This window comes from Moritella sp. 36 (genome assembly GCF_018219415.1).
In the GTDB taxonomy this organism is placed as follows: Bacteria; Pseudomonadota; Gammaproteobacteria; order Enterobacterales; family Moritellaceae; genus Moritella.
The window spans coordinates 611,907-627,287 of the sequence record NZ_CP056120.1; the positions used below are offsets into that span (position 1 = coordinate 611,907).

8 protein-coding genes, 3 tRNA genes and 3 rRNA genes are annotated in these 15,381 nt (G+C 42.4%); 10 read left to right on the forward strand and 4 right to left on the reverse strand.

Annotated features, from left to right (window positions below; all coding sequences use genetic code 11):
* Positions 1-177: 177 nt before the first annotated feature.
* The gene (gene djlA, locus HWV03_RS02865) at positions 178-969 is read left to right on the forward strand and encodes a co-chaperone DjlA (protein WP_211674002.1); all 792 of its coding nucleotides are present in this window, start codon (positions 178-180) and stop codon (positions 967-969) included.
* On the opposite strand, the gene HWV03_RS02870 is transcribed toward djlA, so the two are convergent.
* The 3 genes from HWV03_RS02870 to rapA form a co-directional block, all read right to left on the reverse strand.
* Positions 966-1,781 (reverse strand): DUF3530 family protein, encoded by an 816-nt coding sequence (locus HWV03_RS02870; protein WP_211678375.1) that lies wholly within the window; start codon positions 1,779-1,781, stop codon positions 966-968. The two genes, djlA and HWV03_RS02870, sit on opposite strands and share 4 nt — an antisense overlap.
* Positions 1,782-1,808: 27 nt before the next feature.
* Positions 1,809-2,498 (reverse strand): pseudouridine synthase, encoded by a 690-nt coding sequence (locus HWV03_RS02875; protein ID WP_211678376.1) that lies wholly within the window; start codon positions 2,496-2,498, stop codon positions 1,809-1,811.
* A 130-nt stretch (positions 2,499-2,628) separates the two neighbouring features.
* Positions 2,629-5,541 carry an RNA polymerase-associated protein RapA gene (rapA, locus tag HWV03_RS02880; RefSeq protein ID WP_211678377.1) on the reverse strand — a complete coding sequence of 971 codons (2,913 nt, stop codon included), beginning with the start codon at positions 5,539-5,541 and terminating at the stop codon, positions 2,629-2,631.
* Between the two features lie 559 nt (positions 5,542-6,100).
* On the opposite strand from rapA, the gene HWV03_RS02885 reads away from it, so the two are divergent.
* The 9 genes from HWV03_RS02885 to HWV03_RS02925 all read left to right on the forward strand — a co-directional run bounded on the left by HWV03_RS02885 (position 6,101) and on the right by HWV03_RS02925 (position 14,368).
* Positions 6,101-7,645, forward strand: a 16S ribosomal RNA gene (locus HWV03_RS02885).
* A 119-nt stretch (positions 7,646-7,764) separates the two neighbouring features.
* Positions 7,765-7,840, forward strand: a tRNA-Glu gene (locus HWV03_RS02890).
* 248 nt (positions 7,841-8,088) lie between these two features.
* Positions 8,089-10,980, forward strand: a 23S ribosomal RNA gene (locus HWV03_RS02895).
* A gap of 141 nt (positions 10,981-11,121) precedes the next feature.
* A 5S ribosomal RNA gene (gene rrf / locus HWV03_RS02900) occupies positions 11,122-11,237 on the forward strand.
* Together the 16S, 23S and 5S rRNA genes with 3 tRNA genes alongside form the textbook arrangement of a ribosomal RNA operon.
* Positions 11,238-11,308: 71 nt before the next feature.
* A tRNA-Trp gene (locus HWV03_RS02905) sits at positions 11,309-11,384 on the forward strand.
* A gap of 77 nt (positions 11,385-11,461) precedes the next feature.
* A tRNA-Trp gene (locus HWV03_RS02910) sits at positions 11,462-11,537 on the forward strand.
* Between the two features lie 34 nt (positions 11,538-11,571).
* Positions 11,572-11,973, forward strand: a complete 402-nt coding sequence (locus tag HWV03_RS02915; protein ID WP_211678378.1) for a DNA polymerase III subunit psi — start codon at positions 11,572-11,574, stop codon at positions 11,971-11,973.
* 11 nt (positions 11,974-11,984) lie between these two features.
* A complete protein-coding gene (gene rimI / locus HWV03_RS02920) occupies positions 11,985-12,425 on the forward strand; it encodes a ribosomal protein S18-alanine N-acetyltransferase (protein WP_211678379.1) in 441 nt (146 codons plus the stop codon).
* A 155-nt stretch (positions 12,426-12,580) separates the two neighbouring features.
* Positions 12,581-14,368: an AMP-dependent synthetase/ligase gene (locus HWV03_RS02925; protein ID WP_211678380.1), complete on the forward strand. Its 1,788-nt coding sequence runs from the start codon at positions 12,581-12,583 to the stop codon at positions 14,366-14,368.
* Between the two features lie 94 nt (positions 14,369-14,462).
* Here HWV03_RS02925 and HWV03_RS02930 read toward each other — a convergent pair whose 3' ends face one another.
* Positions 14,463-15,380, reverse strand: a complete 918-nt coding sequence (locus HWV03_RS02930; protein WP_211679976.1) for a manganese-dependent inorganic pyrophosphatase — start codon at positions 15,378-15,380, stop codon at positions 14,463-14,465.
* Between the last annotated feature and the right edge of the window lies 1 nt (position 15,381).

Here is a 15,381-nt window from a genome sequence, read left to right on the forward strand (position 1 = left end):
AAAATTAATAAATAGTTGGATATAATAATCCATATTACAGCGATAGACCATTTAATGGCTGGTTTTATCCCGTAAACCTGCAAAAAGATGATGAGATTGATTGATTTGTTACATTTTAAACAGTCATAATACAGCGCTTATATAAATATATGTCATTTTTGCTTGGTAGCTACTTTTATGAATATGTTGTTTTACATTTTACTATCCGCGATCGGTATTAAATTCGGCGGATTTTTTGGTGCGATTTTTATGATCTGGGTTGGCTCTATATTAAAGCGCCAGTTTGGACCTCGACTCGGTATTGATACTCGGCCTGCTGCGCATAAGCGTCAGGATATTTTCTTACATACCTCATTTTCGGTGATGGGGCACATGGCAAAAGCGGACGGTCACGTTACCGAAGCTGAAATTCATGTCGCTACGCAGTTAATGGACCGAATGAAACTGACAGGCGAAACTCGTCGTGCAGCTCAAGTATCATTCAATCAGGGTAAGGAAGCTGATTTCCCGTTAGAGCAAACGGTTCGAGATTTTCGCCGTGTAAGTGTGTTACGTCGAGATCTGATTAAAATGTTCCTGGAGATACAAATTCAGGCTGCTTTTGCCGATCTTGAATTGTCCACAGCAGAGCGTGATATCCTTCATCGTATCGGTGCGATCTTGGGTGTGACGACTCAGGACATGGATAATTTATTACGCATGATGGAAGCGGAATTACGTTCGCACCGCCATGGCAGTAAAGTAAGCCGTGAAGAAGCATTAACTAACGCCTATCAGCAATTAGGTGTGAGTGCTGAGGATGACGACAAAGTAATTAAGCGTGCTTATCGTAAATTAATGAATGAACATCATCCGGATAAATTGGTATCGAAAGGTTTGCCAGAAGAAATGATGATTATTGCTAAAGAGAAAGCCCAAGATATCCAAGGTGCTTATGACGTAGTAAAAGAATCGAGAAAAATGCGCTAATACCAGCCGAGTTTAACCAACCAGCCATAAATTATTTGGCTGGTTGCGATTTGAGTCTCAACTTGTCCCTGTAAGCCTATCACTTCAGTTTGTCTGTACTTATCTGTGTTAATACGCTTTTCTGCTATCTGTCTTAATTTTGCTTGATTAATTATCGCTAAGCTATCTGTTTGCGCATACAAATCTAAAATAGGTACTTTTAGTTGGTGCATTTGGCTAATTAGTTGAGATGCTAACGCTGGGGTGGGGCTATGTACACTAAGTAACACAATCGCATCGACGTAAATATCTTTGTTTTTAATCAATACGTTTACCATTGCCTGGCAATTAGCGCCTTGTAAGATTAGTAATCGCTTACTTTTTTGGCTCACTATTTTGTCTTGTAAGATGCGTAATTGCGCTTGTAAACGTTGCTCGGCTTGCTCTGATGTTAAGGTTTGACTTAATGGCGATATAGAATAGGTATGTAATCCTTTATCATTGAGCTGATAGCGCAGAGTTTGGATAATGTTGGGGTTATTAGCTGAGGTATAGGTATCGGAAAAAATCCAACTTGTACCTGTAACTTTTGCTGTCGTTTGTTCAAGCCATAAAGTAAAAAATCGATTTTCTTTATCACCTAACCAAGCCACTTCGCTTGCATTACTGTATTTAGTTAAGTCTTGATCAAACACGCGTTGCTGAGAAATTGGGAAGGCGATTGTCGGCTTATTGGTCTCATTTTTGTCTTTACTCTCTTCAGCATTATTCTCTTCAGCGTATATTTGTAGCGACAAAGTGGATAAAAGTAATAATACAAGCGCCTTAAGCATTCATCATTCCTAAAGTAAATAGTCATACTAATCAATTGGAAAAGGTGGTTTGACCTTAAATGTAATTTTTTTACATGTTAGGGGATGTTCAATTTCTAACATCGCGGCATGCAGTTGTAAATGAACTGCACTGGCAATACCTTTTTCCGATGCATATAGCTCATCACCCAAGATAGGAGTGCCTAATGCTAACATATGTACACGTAGTTGGTGAGAGCGGCCTGTCACAGGTTTGAGTAATACTGTGGCGCTGGCTTGTTGATTGTTATCGCCATGTTCTTGTTGTTTTGCAATCACCTGCCAATGCGTGAGTGCTGGTTTACCCTCCTCGAAATCAACAAGTTGCCTTGGTCTATTTGGCCAATCACAGCGTAATGGTAAATCAATGCTGCCAGACTCAGCAGTTGGGATACCTTCTAAACGAGCATAGTAATACTTTGCAGTTGAGCGTTGTTGAAATTGTCTGCTGATGTGGCTCTGCGCGGATTTAGTCAATGCCATTAAAATCACACCGGAAGTACACATGTCTAAACGGTGCACAATTGTCGCTGCGGGAAATAATTCTTGTACCCGACTCGCAATACTGTCGGTATGTTCGGGTAATCGCCCTGGTACGCTTAGTAATCCACTCGGCTTATTTAATACAATAATGGCATCGTCTTGATAAACAATATCTAATCGAGGGTGTTGCGGCGGAGCATAAATAAAATCGGGCATAGGGTATATACAATATCGTGAATAATTTAGAAGGTAAGTTTTAAATTACCGTTTGTTAATAATATAAAGTAATAACAAAGGGCTAACCGAAATTAGCACCTTTGTTGCTCGTCATTATAATATGCCTTATTTAGTTCGGTGTAACGACAATAAAGCGTACCGCATCTAGTTTAAGCTGAGCATTATTAATGTGTGTAGTGAGTTCTGCGGTTTGTTTTTCAATAAAGGCCAGTTCTTCATCACGTACATTAGGGTTAATCTTTTGTAATGCTTGTAGACGTTCAAGCTCGACACTCATGTTTTGCTGCATTGTTGCCAGTGCAGCGTTGGTGATTGCTTGCTTTTGACCTTCAGCGACCACTGTTGATTTACCAATAAGGTCGTGAATAATAGTTTGTGATGCTGAAACTAGTTTGGTCGCAATATGGCGATTAATCGCATTAAGCTGACGATTGAAACTATCAAAGTCTACTTTTAATGCCAAATTGTTACAATTCTTATCGAGCAGCAGACGTATTGGCGTTGCGGGTAAGAAACGATTAATTTGACAATAAGGTGGTGCCGAGGTTTCTACTACATAAAGTAGCTCTAATAAAATAGTGCCAGCAGGTAGGGCTGGATTTTTTAATAGTGAAACAGCAGTTGAACCTGTGTCAGACGTCATGATTAATTCAATGCATGCGCGTATTAATGGGTGTTCCCAAGTAAGAAAATGCACATCATCACGCGATAATGCGGTTTCACGATCGAAGGTAACTGTAATGCCGTCTTCAGATAGATGTGGCAAGCTTGGTACTAACATTTGATCTGTCGGTTTTAATACCAGCATACTCTCGCCACGATCTTCTTGGTTTATACCAATAACATCGAATAATCGTATCGCAAAAATAGGGAGCGTAGGACTATCATCATTGGCTTTTAATTGCGTGATAATATCGTCTGATTTACCCAAGCCGTTAGAGTTTAGTTCCAGTAAACGATCTCGACCACTTTCCATTTTTGCTTTTAATACATCGTATTGACTACGTGTATCAGTGATCAATGCATCCGTTGCTGCAACATCAATTTCTTTTGCGGCTAGCTGAGTCAGTAATTCATCTTTTACTTCTGCAAAAATATCGCCACCGATAGGACAAGTATGCTCAAACGCATTTAGGCCATTTTGATACCAGTTTTGTAATACATCCTGTGCGGTATTGCTAAAGAAAGGAACGTGAATACTGATGTTATTTTTCTGACCGATACGATCTAAACGACCAATACGTTGCTCAAGTAAATCTGGGTTTAATGGTAAATCGAATAATACGAGGTGTTGTGCAAATTGGAAGTTACGACCTTCAGAACCAATTTCAGAACAAAGTAGAACTTGTGCGCCTGCATCTTCTTGAGCGAAGTAAGCGCCTGCTTTATCACGCTCGATAATAGACATACCTTCATGGAATACTGTTCCACGAATGCCTTCACTTACTCGCAGTGATTCTTCGATTGACATAGCTGTTTCGGCATTAGCTGCAATGACTAATACTTTTTCATTTTTATTGGCAAGTAAGAAGTTTTGTAACCATTCAACACGTGGGTCAAAGCTACACCAAGATGCGTCTTTGCCTTCGAATTCTAAAAATATTTCTTCTGGGTATAGACCACGACGCGCAGCTTCCGCATAACTTGCTGAGCCGTTCATCATTTGTGCGACTTTTAATGACGTTTTATATTGGTCTGGTAGTGCTAAAGGAATTGGCTGATAGTGACGAGTCGGGAAACCTTTGATTGCAGAGCGCGTATTACGGAATAATAGACGACCTGTGCCATGGCGATCCAATAATTGACTGATGATTGATTGTTTCGCCTGCTGTGCTTCATCTGAATCTGGTGATGCTTGAATTAAAGTCAGCTTGTCTGATATATCAACTTCACTTAATAGTTTAGTTAATGATGTTGCTGTTTCGGGAGAAACGATTGGTGAATCTAATAGTTCTTGTGCTGTTTGCGCAATAACGGAATAACTATTTTCTTCAGCAACGAATGCGGCATAATCATAGAAACGGTTTGGATCTAATAAACGTAAACGTGCAAAGTGACTTTCGTGACCTAGTTGGTCCGGGGTTGCTGTGAGTAGTAATACGCCTGGAGACTTTTGTGCCAATGATTCGACAACTTGATATTCACGACTTGGTTCTGTTTCGCTCCATTTAAGGTGATGGGCTTCATCAACAACCAGTAAATCCCAATCTGCCCCCACGGCTTGCTCAAAACGACGACGCTTTTTACGTAAGAAGTCCAGACTACACAATATCAGCTGTTCAGTTTCGAATGGGTTATCTGCTTCTGCGAGCGATTCGATGCAACGCTCTTCATCAAAGATACTAAAGTGAAGATTGAAACGACGCATCATTTCCACTAACCATTGGTGTTGTAATGTTTCTGGTACCAGAATTAACACACGACTGGCAAGGCCAGCAGTCAGCTGTTGGTGGATGATCAAACCTGCTTCAATGGTTTTACCTAAACCCACTTCATCGGCAAGTAAAACTCGAGGAGCATGACGTTGACCCACTTCGGTTGCAATATGTAATTGATGTGGGATCAGACTTACACGTGGACCTTGAATGCCATTTAATAGAGATTGTTGTTGAGAAAACTGATGCTGTAATGTTTGATGGCGTAATACAAATCGATCCATTCGATCAATTTGGCCTGCAAATAGGCGATCTTGTGGTTTATTAAATTTGATAAAATTGTTCAGGAATGTTTCACGTAAAGAAACTTCTTCACCGGAGTCTTGATGAATACCGACATAAGTAATGATACCTGAGCTTTCTGTTACTTCAGTAACGGTTAAGCTCCAGTCTTCATGAGAGAGTACCTGATCACCGACATTAAACATGACTCGAGTGATCGGCGCTTCGTTACGAGCATATAAACGGTTCTCACCACTTGCAGGAAATAATAGCGTTAACATTCTGCCTTCTATGGCAACTATTGTTCCTAATCCTAATTCTGATTCCGTATCGCTGATCCAGCGCTGACCAAGTTGGAAGGGCATGTATATTCAAACTCCAAAACCGTAAAAAGGGCGCATGTTACCTAAACCAGAGAGTTAGGTCACGTATTAAAGACAAATTAAATAATAGTTTAAATTGACCCAGTAAGTAAATTCTACCTATATAAGTAAATAAAATATAAAAATTGAATAAGTAACCCTCTAAATCATGATAATGACGTGAATGATTTGTCGAAAAGAGCATAGCTAGGTGAACTATTGCTTGTTTTTAATTTGTTTTGTTTGAATTGTGTTCGGTTTTTAAGGTTTATCTTTAAAATGGAACGAAATTTATAAAATCACTTGCCAATGGAGCACCATTATCTATAATGCATCCCACTGACACGGCAACAGCCGCTCAGTATGTTCTTTAACAATTTATTCAAGCAATCTGTGTGAGCACTTGCAGAGATATAATGACCAAAAATTATATCAATGTAATTGTGAACATTAAATTAAATCGAAAGATTTGGTTTTATAAACAACAAACCTCGGTTTGTTGTTGAAGTACAGAATTCATTGAGCCGACTTAATCAACAACGTTGATTAGTCAAAAAACTTTTAATTGAAGAGTTTGATCATGGCTCAGATTGAACGCTGGCGGTAGGCTTAACACATGCAAGTCGAGCGGAAACGAAGAATAGCTTGCTATTCTGGCGTCGAGCGGCGGACGGGTGAGTAATGCTTGGGAATCTGCCTAGTCGAGGGGGACAACAGTTGGAAACGACTGCTAATACCGCATACGACCTACGGGTGAAAGGGGGCCTCTTCTTGAAAGCTCTCGCGACTAGATGAGCCCAAGTGGGATTAGCTTGTTGGTGAGGTAAGAGCTCACCAAGGCGACGATCCCTAGCTGGTCTGAGAGGATGATCAGCCACACTGGAACTGAGACACGGTCCAGACTCCTACGGGAGGCAGCAGTGGGGAATATTGCACAATGGGGGAAACCCTGATGCAGCCATACCGCGTGTATGAAGAAGGCCTTAGGGTTGTAAAGTACTTTCAGCGAGGAGGAAAGGCAGTAGATTAATACTCTACTGCTGTGACGTTACTCGCAGAAGAAGCACCGGCTAACTCCGTGCCAGCAGCCGCGGTAATACGGAGGGTGCAAGCGTTAATCGGAATTACTGGGCGTAAAGCGCATGCAGGCGGTTTGTTAAGCGAGATGTGAAAGCCCCGGGCTCAACCTGGGAACTGCATTTCGAACTGGCAAACTAGAGTTCTTGAGAGGGTGGTAGAATTTCAGGTGTAGCGGTGAAATGCGTAGAGATCTGAAGGAATACCAGTGGCGAAGGCGGCCACCTGGCAAGTAACTGACGCTCAGATGCGAAAGCGTGGGTAGCAAACGGGATTAGATACCCCGGTAGTCCACGCCGTAAACGATGTCTACTCGGAGTTTGGTTCCTTGAGAACTGGGCTCTTAAGCTAACGCATTAAGTAGACCGCCTGGGGAGTACGGCCGCAAGGTTAAAACTCAAATGAATTGACGGGGGCCCGCACAAGCGGTGGAGCATGTGGTTTAATTCGATGCAACGCGAAGAACCTTACCTACTCTTGACATCCATAGAACTTTTCAGAGATGAATTGGTGCCTTCGGGAACTATGAGACAGGTGCTGCATGGCTGTCGTCAGCTCGTGTTGTGAAATGTTGGGTTAAGTCCCGCAACGAGCGCAACCCTTATCCTTATTTGCCAGCACGTAATGGTGGGAACTCTAAGGAGACTGCCGGTGATAAACCGGAGGAAGGTGGGGACGACGTCAAGTCATCATGGCCCTTACGAGTAGGGCTACACACGTGCTACAATGGCGCATACAAAGGGCTGCAAACCAGCAATGGTAAGCGAATCCCATAAAGTGCGTCGTAGTCCGGATTGGGGTCTGCAACTCGACCCCATGAAGTCGGAATCGCTAGTAATCGTGAATCAGAATGTCACGGTGAATACGTTCCCGGGCCTTGTACACACCGCCCGTCACACCATGGGAGTGGGCTGCACCAGAAGTCATTAGCTTAACCTTCGGGAGGGCGATGACCACGGTGTGGTTCATGACTGGGGTGAAGTCGTAACAAGGTAGCCCTAGGGGAACCTGGGGCTGGATCACCTCCTTACGTAAAGTTGTTAATTTTTGTAAGTGCCCACACAAATTGCTTGAATAGAAACGTTAAAGACAGTCTTATGAAAATAAGACAACGTTTGGGATGAAATCCAAACGTAGAAAGTAAATAGTGTCCCGTTCGTCTAGAGGCCTAGGACACCGCCCTTTCACGGCGGTAACACGAGTTCAAATCTCGTACGGGATACCATCTTTCTTCTGTAAGGAAGATGGAGTATTTTTTCTTTCTGATTAAAAATCAAAGCTAAGCAGCGAATGCTTATCTTTGCTTTTTAGCAAATTGCTCTTTAAAAATTTGGAAAGCTGAATAAATAAAGAAGTTCTTAAAACACGTTATTACTTCGGTAATAACAATATAGTGTTCTTGAGTATTCTTGAGGCGAAAAAAACTAGATAATACCTAGTTATTTCAATTGTACGGTCGACTTTAGATTGTATGGTTAAGTGACTAAGCGTATACGGTGGATGCCTAGGCAGTCAGAGGCGATGAAGGACGTGTTAATCTGCGTTAAGCTGTGGGGAGTTGATAAAAAGCGTTAATCCACAGATTTCCGAATGGGGGAACCCACTCTACTTTGTAGAGTATCGTAACGTGAATACATAGCGTTGCGAAGCGAACCGGGAGAACTGAAACATCTAAGTACCCCGAGGAAAAGAAATCAATAGAGATACCCTTAGTAGCGGCGAGCGAACGGGGTCTAGCCCTTAAGCAGTTTGGAAGTTAGTGGAAGATTCTGGAAAGTTTCACGATACAGGGTGATAGTCCCGTACATGAAAACGACCTTACTGTGAAATCGAGTAGGACGGCACACGTGATATGCTGTTTGAATATGGGAGGACCATCTTCCAAGGCTAAATACTACTGACTGACCGATAGTGAACCAGTACCGTGAGGGAAAGGCGAAAAGAACCCCTGTGAGGGGAGTGAAATAGAACCTGAAACCGTATACGTACAAGCAGTGGGAGCAGACTTGTTCTGTGACTGCGTACCTTTTGTATAATGGGTCAACGACTTAATTTCAGTAGCAAGGTTAAGCGAATAGCGGAGCCGTAGGGAAACCGAGTGTTAACTGCGCGAATAGTTGCTGGGATTAGACCCGAAACCCGGTGATCTAGCCATGGGCAGGTTGAAGGTTGAGTAACATCAACTGGAGGACCGAACCGACTAATGTTGAAAAATTAGCGGATGACTTGTGGCTGGGGGTGAAAGGCCAATCAAACCGGGAGATAGCTGGTTCTCCTCGAAAGCTATTTAGGTAGCGCCTCGCGTCTAACTATTGGGGGTAGAGCACTGTTAAGGCTAGGGGGTCATCCCGACTTACCAACCCTTTGCAAACTCCGAATACCAATAAGTTCAATCGCGGGAGACACACGGCGGGTGCTAACGTCCGTCGTGGAAAGGGAAACAACCCAGACCGTCAGCTAAGGTCCCAAAGTGTATGTTAAGTGGGAAACGATGTGGAAAGGCTCAGACAGCCAGGAAGTTGGCTTAGAAGCAGCCATCTTTTAAAGAAAGCGTAATAGCTCACTGGTCGAGTCGGTCTGCGCGGAAGATTTAACGGGGCTAAACATACCACCGAAGCTACGGATGCAAGACTTGTTCTTGCATGGTAGAGGAGCGTTCTGTAAGCCGTCGAAGGTGAGTTGAGAAGCTTGCTGGAGGTATCAGAAGTGCGAATGTTGACATGAGTAACGATAATGGGGGTGAAAAACCTCCACGCCGAAAGACCAAGGGTTCCTGTCCAACGTTAATCGGGGCAGGGTGAGTCGACCCCTAAGGCGAGGCCGAAAGGCGTAGTCGATGGGAAACAGGTTAATATTCCTGTACTCACTTATATTGCGATGGGGTGACGGAGAAGGTTAGGCTAGCATGGCGATGGTTGTCCATGTTTAAGGTTGTAGGCTGTGTGCTTAGGTAAATCCGGGCGCACATTAAGGCTGAGAGCTGATGACGAGTCTCTACGGAGATGAAGTAGTTGATACCCGGCTTCCAGGAAAAACCTCTAAGCTTCAGATATAAGAGAATCGTACCCCAAACCGACACAGGTGGTTAGGTAGAGAATACTAAGGCGCTTGAGAGAACTCGGGTGAAGGAACTAGGCAAAATGGTACCGTAACTTCGGGAGAAGGTACGCCGATGATGGTGAAGGACTTGCTCCGTAAGCTATTGTCGGTCGCAGAGAAATGGTGGCTGCAACTGTTTATTAAAAACACAGCACTGTGCAAAATCGAAAGATGACGTATACGGTGTGACGCCTGCCCGGTGCCGGAAGGTTAATTGATTGGGTTAGACTTAGGTCGAAGCTCATGATCGAAGCCCCGGTAAACGGCGGCCGTAACTATAACGGTCCTAAGGTAGCGAAATTCCTTGTCGGGTAAGTTCCGACCTGCACGAATGGCGTAATGATGGCCACGCTGTCTCCACCCGAGACTCAGTGAAATTGAAATCGCTGTTAAGATGCAGTGTACCCGCGGCTAGACGGAAAGACCCCGTGAACCTTTACTATAGCTTGGCACTGAACATTGAACCTACATGTGTAGGATAGGTGGGAGACGTTGAAGCATTGTCGCTAGATGATGTGGAGTCAACCTTGAAATACCACCCTTGTACGTTTGATGTTCTAACGTAGGTCCCTTATCGGGATTGCGGACAGTGTCTGGTGGGTAGTTTGACTGGGGCGGTCTCCTCCCAAAGAGTAACGGAGGAGCACGAAGGTTGGCTAAACATGGTTGGACATCATGTGGTTAGTGCAAAGGCATAAGCCAGCTTAACTGCGAGACAGACACGTCGAGCAGGTACGAAAGTAGGTCTTAGTGATCCGGTGGTTCTGAATGGAAGGGCCATCGCTCAACGGATAAAAGGTACTCCGGGGATAACAGGCTGATACCGCCCAAGAGTTCATATCGACGGCGGTGTTTGGCACCTCGATGTCGGCTCATCACATCCTGGGGCTGAAGTTGGTCCCAAGGGTATGGCTGTTCGCCATTTAAAGTGGTACGCGAGCTGGGTTTAGAACGTCGTGAGACAGTTCGGTCCCTATCTGCCGTGGGCGTTTGAGAATTGAGAGGAGCTGCTCCTAGTACGAGAGGACCGGAGTGGACGAACCACTGGTGTTCGGGTTGTTATGCCAATAGCATTGCCCGGTAGCTAAGTTCGGAACTGATAACCGCTGAAAGCATCTAAGCGGGAAGCAGGCCTCGAGATGAGTTCTCACTGGGACTTTAAGTCCCCTGAAGGGCCGTTGGAGACTACAACGTTGATAGGCAAGGTGTGTAAGTGCTGTGAGGCATTGAGCTAACTTGTACTAATTACCCGTGAGGCTTAACCATACAAATTAAAGTATGATTAATTGAAATATCGACTTAAGAATAGACAGAACACTACTATTTATCGAAAGATAGGTTTTAAAGACTTCTTTATTTATAGCTTTTCAGATTTTAAAGATACAACTTGAAAGCAAACCAAATTTGCTTGGTGACCATAGTGTTGCGGTACCACCTGATCCCATTCCGAACTCAGTAGTGAAACGTAATAACGCCGATGGTAGTGTGGGGCTTCCCCATGTGAGAGTAGGGCATCGCCAAGCGCCAATTACAATTTATTTAGACCTAGTCTGAGTAAATATTGTTTATGACATAGTCTTAAACAGACAGTTTTAGGGGTGTAGCTCCAACGGCAGAGCAGCGGATTCCAAATCCGCGTGATGGGAGTTCGAATCTCTCCACCCCTGCCAATTTTATAATTACTATCAAATCAAAGAAACAGATTTAACTTTAACGATAAATTAAGTTATAATCCTGTTCATCTTGTAGGGGTGTAGCTCCAACGGCAGAGCAGCGGATTCCAAATCCGCGTGATGGGAGTTCGAATCTCTCCACCCCTGCCACTTTCTTCTGTAAATCTTCAGATATGGTTATCCAATGAGTAATTTTTCACGTTATTACTTGCAGCAAATGGGTATCACATTATGGCAATGTCATAAGCCTGAACAATTTCCTCATCTTGCTAGCCAGGCCGAAAAAAAGCCATTACCTAAGCATTGCCAAATTCTGATTATCGCCAATGATAAACTTACACCGCACAGTCAATTTATCAAACAAGTCTTGCGTACATTACAGCTTGAACTCAATCAAAGCCATATCATTACTGAAGATGAGTTAAAGTATTATTACCAAACTCCGAAATGGATTTGGACTATCGGTTGTAAACAATCAGATCTTGCTGCAAAACAGCAACTATCATCACCTCATTTAGATGTACTGTTGCATTCTGCTCAAGCGAAAAAGCAGCTTTGGCAACAAATCGTCAGTTATATGCAATAACGAGTCTTTTAATGCCAAAAATCATTCCACTAACACCTGAACATTTACCTTTAATCCAACAAATCGAAACTGCGAGCCATGCATTTCCTTGGTCGGATAAAGTCTTAGCCAGTAATTTCGGCGCTCGATACTTTAATTTCTTATTGATAAAAGATGAGCAAATTTTAGGTTATTACTTCGCGAGTCAAGTAGCTGGAGAAGGAAGTTTGCTCAATATTGCGGTAGCCCCTGCACATCAAGGCAAGGGTTACGGAAAGCTACTTATTAATCATCTTATCCAACAATGTCAACAGCAAGATCTGTTTCAATTATGGTTAGAAGTTCGTGAGTCGAACCATGCAGCTTATCAGTTGTATTTAAATATTGGTTTTAATGAAGTTGATCGTCGTTTTGGCTATTATCCTGCGGCAACGGGTAGAGAAGATGCCATTATGATGTGCTACATTGTCTAAAACAAGACAGGGTGATTCTTTCGTGTTTTTGTCATTGAGGAAGGCAATTGCTTATATACTTATTCCTGATTAATGATTACTATCCGTGACATATTATGCGTTAATTCTATTTATGGATGATCGTTAATGCTATTTATGGATAATCAGAGTAACTAATGAGCCAACACTTAGTAAACAGTTTTAGATCTAAATTTGCTGCACGTAAAGCAACAACGGCAATTCGCTTTCAAGAAAATGGTGAATGGAAAGATATTACTTGGTCTGCGCTACTGGATAACTCAGACCGCGTTGCGAAAGCATTACTATTTCTTGGTTGTGACGTTCAAACCAAAGTCGGTATCTTTGCAAACAATCGCCCTGAGTGGAGCTTTGCCGATTTAGGTATTCTAGCTGCGCGTTGTGTGACGGTTCCTATTTATCCAACCAATACCACAGAGCAAACGCGCTATATTATTAATAATGCAGATATCGATTATTTATTCGTTGGCGGACAAGAACAGTTTGATAAAGCGCTTGAGCTGTTAATAAGCAATGACTTAAAGTTGGTTGTTGCGCTGACGGATACAATCGATTTTAGAGGCGCATCGAATGCTATGTACTTCTCTGAATTTATTCAGCAAGGTGATGGAGCCGCTGACGCTGAGTTTGAACAGCGACTGACTGATACGAGTATGGATGACTTAGTTACCCTTATTTATACGTCAGGTACGACAGGGCAGCCAAAAGGTGTGATGTTAGATTACACTAACTTTGCAGCCGCTTTCAGTAGTCATGATCAAATGATTAATGTTTCGGAAATCGATACCTCAATTGCGTTCTTACCATTAAGCCATGTGCTTGAGCGTAGTTGGTCTTTTTACCTGATGCATTGTGGTGCGCAAAATGTGCATCTCGAAAATCCAAAACTGATTATTGATGTTATCGCAGAAGTTAAGCCTACGCTGTTTGTCGCTGTACCGCGTTTATATGAAAAAATATACAGTACCATTCATAGTCGATTAGAATCAGCATCCCCAGTGAAAAAAGAGTTGTTTGGCTGGGCGACTAACGTTGCTTTAGCACATTTCAAGCTTATTCAAAGCAATCAGCAGCCATCATCATTATTATCGATTCAGTATAAACTCGCTGATAAGCTTATTTTTTCTAAATTGCGCGGTATTTTCGGTGGTAACACACGTTTTTTACCTTGTGGCGGTGCGAAAGTTGATCCTGACATAAATATATTTTTCCAATCCATCGGTATTGAACTGCAAGCTGGCTACGGTATGACTGAGACAACTGCGACAGTATGCTGCCATCGTGGTACCGGGTATGATTTTGGTTCCATTGGTCTACCACTGCCAGATATGGAAGTGAAAATCGGTGATGATAACGAAATATTAGTGCGTGGTGATACGGTCATGAAGGGCTATTACAAAATGCCTGAGGAAACTGAAAAGAACTTTATTGATGGTTGGTTGAAAACCGGTGATGCGGGTAAAATATTAGCTAATGGTGAAGTCGTGATGACCGAGCGTATTAAAGAGTTAATGAAAACATCGAATGGAAAATATATTGCACCGCAGTTGGTTGAAGGTACCTTAAGTAAAGACCACTTTATTGATCAGGTTGCGATTGTTGCAGATTCTCGCCATTTTGTTAGCGCGTTAATCGTGCCATCATTCGAAGCCTTAGAAGAATATGCAAACTCGATTAACCTGCAATTCTCAAGTAAAGCGGAGCTATTACGCCATAGTCATATTGTGACTATGTTTGAGAAACGAGTGCAAAATTTACAAAGTGAGTTAGCTAACTTTGAAAAAGTAAAAAAATTCAAACTACTTAGTCGTGAATTTTGTATGAAAAAAGGTGAGATAACCCCAACACTGAAATTACGTCGTAAAGTGATTGAAAGTGAATATAAGAAAGACATTGATGACATGTATAAAAGCGATAAAAAATAATTGTTTGTACGTATAGAAAAGGGAGCTAATTAGCTCCCTTTTTACATTCACATTTACAGTTTTTTATTAGAGGTAATAAGTGGTCGATTAAGACTTACTTAAATTTAGTCTGTAATGGTGGTAATACTTGTTTTTTACGGCTTACAACATTTGGTAGGTCGATAAGTTCACCGACGAATGTACCACCTAGCGTTTCTGCTACTAACTCACCTTCTTCACTTTCGATTAACGCGATAGAGTTTAGGTTGGTAATATCAGTCAGTAATACTAATGCAGTGTGGTAACCGTGTTCTGCTTTATATTTAACGAGCTCAGCTTGTAGTTCTTCTTTACGTGCTAGTGCAGAGTCAACATTGGTGATTTCTATTTGTGCAATTGAGAAGTCTTTTTCGCCAATGGTATAAACTTTAAGGTCACGTAAAATGAGTTCTTCAGAAGGAATTGCTGCAATATCGGATTTCGCTGCGAATTGTGCTGTAACGAATGCATCAATATCATCAATACCTGCAATTTTTGCAATCTCGTGTGCTGCATCGATATCGATTTGCGTACATGTAGGTGAGTTGAAATGAACAGTGTCACTTAAGATTGCACCTAACATCATCACTGCCACTTTTTGGTCTATTTCGATGTTATGGATCTTATACATGTTGTAAACAATCGTGTTTGAACAACCGCAAGGCCAGATCCATGCTTCAAGTGGTTCATCTGTTTCGAAGTCACCTAGCTTGTGATGATCAACGATACCGCGAATTTTAGCTTGGCGTGCATCTTTTGGAGCTTGGTTAAAATCTGAGTAATCAATGATCCAAACTTCTTCATCTGCGATTGATGTTCGAATTTCAGGGCACGCTAGTCCTGCTTGTTCAAGCAAGAAAAGACCTTCTGCATTTGGTTCGCCTTGCATGATTGGTGTTACTGTTTTGCCATCGCGTTTTGTTAAAAATGCAGATAGAGAGATTGAGCCTGCTAAGCTGTCACAATCAGGGTTTGTGTGTCCTAGTACTAACATC

Coding starts and splice junctions, on each gene's coding strand:
- djlA (WP_211674002.1), top strand. CDS start 178: ATGAATATGTTGTTTTACATTTTACTATCCGCGATCGGTATTAAATTC.
- HWV03_RS02870 (WP_211678375.1), bottom strand. CDS start 1,781: ATGCTTAAGGCGCTTGTATTATTACTTTTATCCACTTTGTCGCTACAA.
- HWV03_RS02875 (WP_211678376.1), bottom strand. CDS start 2,498: ATGCCCGATTTTATTTATGCTCCGCCGCAACACCCTCGATTAGATATT.
- rapA (WP_211678377.1), bottom strand. CDS start 5,541: ATGCCCTTCCAACTTGGTCAGCGCTGGATCAGCGATACGGAATCAGAA.
- HWV03_RS02915 (WP_211678378.1), top strand. CDS start 11,572: ATGAGTAATTTTTCACGTTATTACTTGCAGCAAATGGGTATCACATTA.
- rimI (WP_211678379.1), top strand. CDS start 11,985: ATGCCAAAAATCATTCCACTAACACCTGAACATTTACCTTTAATCCAA.
- HWV03_RS02925 (WP_211678380.1), top strand. CDS start 12,581: ATGAGCCAACACTTAGTAAACAGTTTTAGATCTAAATTTGCTGCACGT.
- HWV03_RS02930 (WP_211679976.1), bottom strand. CDS start 15,380: ATGTTAGTACTAGGACACACAAACCCTGATTGTGACAGCTTAGCAGGC.